This window comes from Achromobacter maghribensis (assembly GCF_057334215.1).
The window spans coordinates 126,917-128,766 of the sequence record NZ_JBHFII010000055.1 but is presented as its reverse complement, the minus strand read 5'-3'; the positions used below and the strand labels follow the sequence as shown (position 1 = coordinate 128,766).

Here is a 1,850-nt window from a genome sequence, read left to right as displayed (position 1 = left end):
GGCGGCCACCGAGTCCTCGACCTCGCGCTCTTCATGGGCCGCGAGGGCCGGACGCGTCGTCCGGTTCACCGTGCAACGCGCCAACGAAGAAAAGCTGCTTCAGGTTGCCTCCAGCCTGACTTTCACCACGGTGCTGGCCATCGTGCCCATGCTGGCCGTGGTGCTGTCCCTGTTCACCGCGTTTCCGGTATTCCAGGAATTTCGCCTTGCCCTGGAAGACTTCCTGACCAACAGCCTGATGCCGCCGTCCGTCTCGGACAACATCATGGAATACCTGAACCAGTTCGCCCGCCAGGCATCGCGCCTGACCGCGATCGGCGGGGCATTCCTGCTGGTGACATCGCTGCTGCTGATCATGACGATCGACCAGGCCTTCAACGATATCTGGCACGTCTCGCGGCAGCGGCCTCTGCCGCAGCGGGCGCTGGTGTACTGGGCCATCATCACGCTGGGACCGGTCCTGGCGGGCGCCAGCCTGTGGGCCACCTCTTTCGTGGCGCGCGAATCGCTGGGCCTGGTGGCCGACGTGCCTGAAATCGTCAGCGTCGCCATTTCCTTCATCCCCCTGATCCTGACCGCCCTGGGCTTCGCCGCCCTGTTCGTCGTGGTGCCCAACCGCGAAGTGCTCTGGCGGGACGCGCTGGTGGGCGGCTGCGTGACGGCCATCGTCCTGGAAATCATGAAATCGGCGTTTGCGTATTACCTGACCCGATTTCCTACCTACACCGTTATCTACGGGGCGTTTGCCACCCTGCCGATCTTCCTGCTGTGGATATACCTGTCCTGGCTGGCGGTGCTGCTGGGCGCCACGCTGGCCTCCAGCGCACCGCTGATCCGGCTTGGCCGCTGGGAAATCAACCGCTATCCCGGTGCGCAATTCGTCGACGCCCTGGATGCGCTACGCGCCCTGCGCCGCGTGCAATCCGCCAAACCGCCTGGCCTGCCCGCGAATGAGCTGGCCTCACAGCTGCGCCTGCATCAAGACGAATTGAACGAGGTGCTGGAAATACTGAATACCATGGGTCTGGCGACGCGCACCCCCGAAGACAACTGGGTATTGACCTGCGACGCGCGCGATACGTCGATGGCGCCGGTCGTTGACCATTTCCTGCTCGACCGCAATCAGCCTCGCGTCCGCAACGACCCCGAGATATTGCGAGTCGCTTCTGCCGTGATTTCCCAGCAAAATACGCCTACGCTGGAAGAACTGTGCGGAGAAGCGCAGAATACCGAAAATGGCGTCGCTCCAATATTGCAATTGGAAGCGAACAAGAAATAGCAAATGCATTCGGGCGTAGTCCGCCCAGGAGGAACCGATGTTGAAGGTCAGCGAGATTTTGCGCGTCAAGGGCGATACGCTCTATACGGCGTCGCCGGACATGCCTGTGTCCCAGGCCGTGCAAACCATGAGCGAGCAGGACATTGGCTCGCTCGTGATCATGGAATTCGGCACCCTGACCGGCATGCTTACGTTCCGCGAGATCATCCGCCACATGCACACCCATGGCGGCGCCGGAGAAACCACCATCCGCTCCATCATGGATGACGCACCGGTCAGCGTGTCGCCCAACACCAGCGCCGACGAAGTGCAGCGCCTGATGTTGGAAAAACATGCCCGCTACATCCCCGTCATGGATGGCCCGACGCTGATGGGCGTGATTTCGTTCTACGACATGGCGCAGGCCATCGTGGCGGCTCAGCAGTTCGAAAACAACATGCTGAAGGCCTACATTCGCGATTGGCCCACGGAAAGCGCCGAACCGGCCAAGTCCTGAGCGGCCTGCCAGCCAGCGTCCCGCGGCGCCTGCCGCGATAAGGCTTATCCCCTTCCTGGCTTACACCCCTGCCGG

The 1,850-nt window shown here is 62.3% G+C and carries 2 protein-coding genes; both read left to right on the top strand.

Features of this window, described 5'->3' with window-relative positions:
• On the top strand, positions 1 to 1,279 hold a 1,279-nt coding region (locus ACE039_RS24335; RefSeq protein WP_485823534.1), incomplete at its 5' end, for a YihY family inner membrane protein.
• Positions 1,280 to 1,316: 37 nt separating this feature from the next.
• Positions 1,317 to 1,775: a CBS domain-containing protein gene (locus ACE039_RS24330; protein WP_199167206.1), complete on the top strand. Its 459-nt coding sequence runs from the start codon at positions 1,317 to 1,319 to the stop codon at positions 1,773 to 1,775.
• Positions 1,776 to 1,850: the final 75 nt, after the last annotated feature.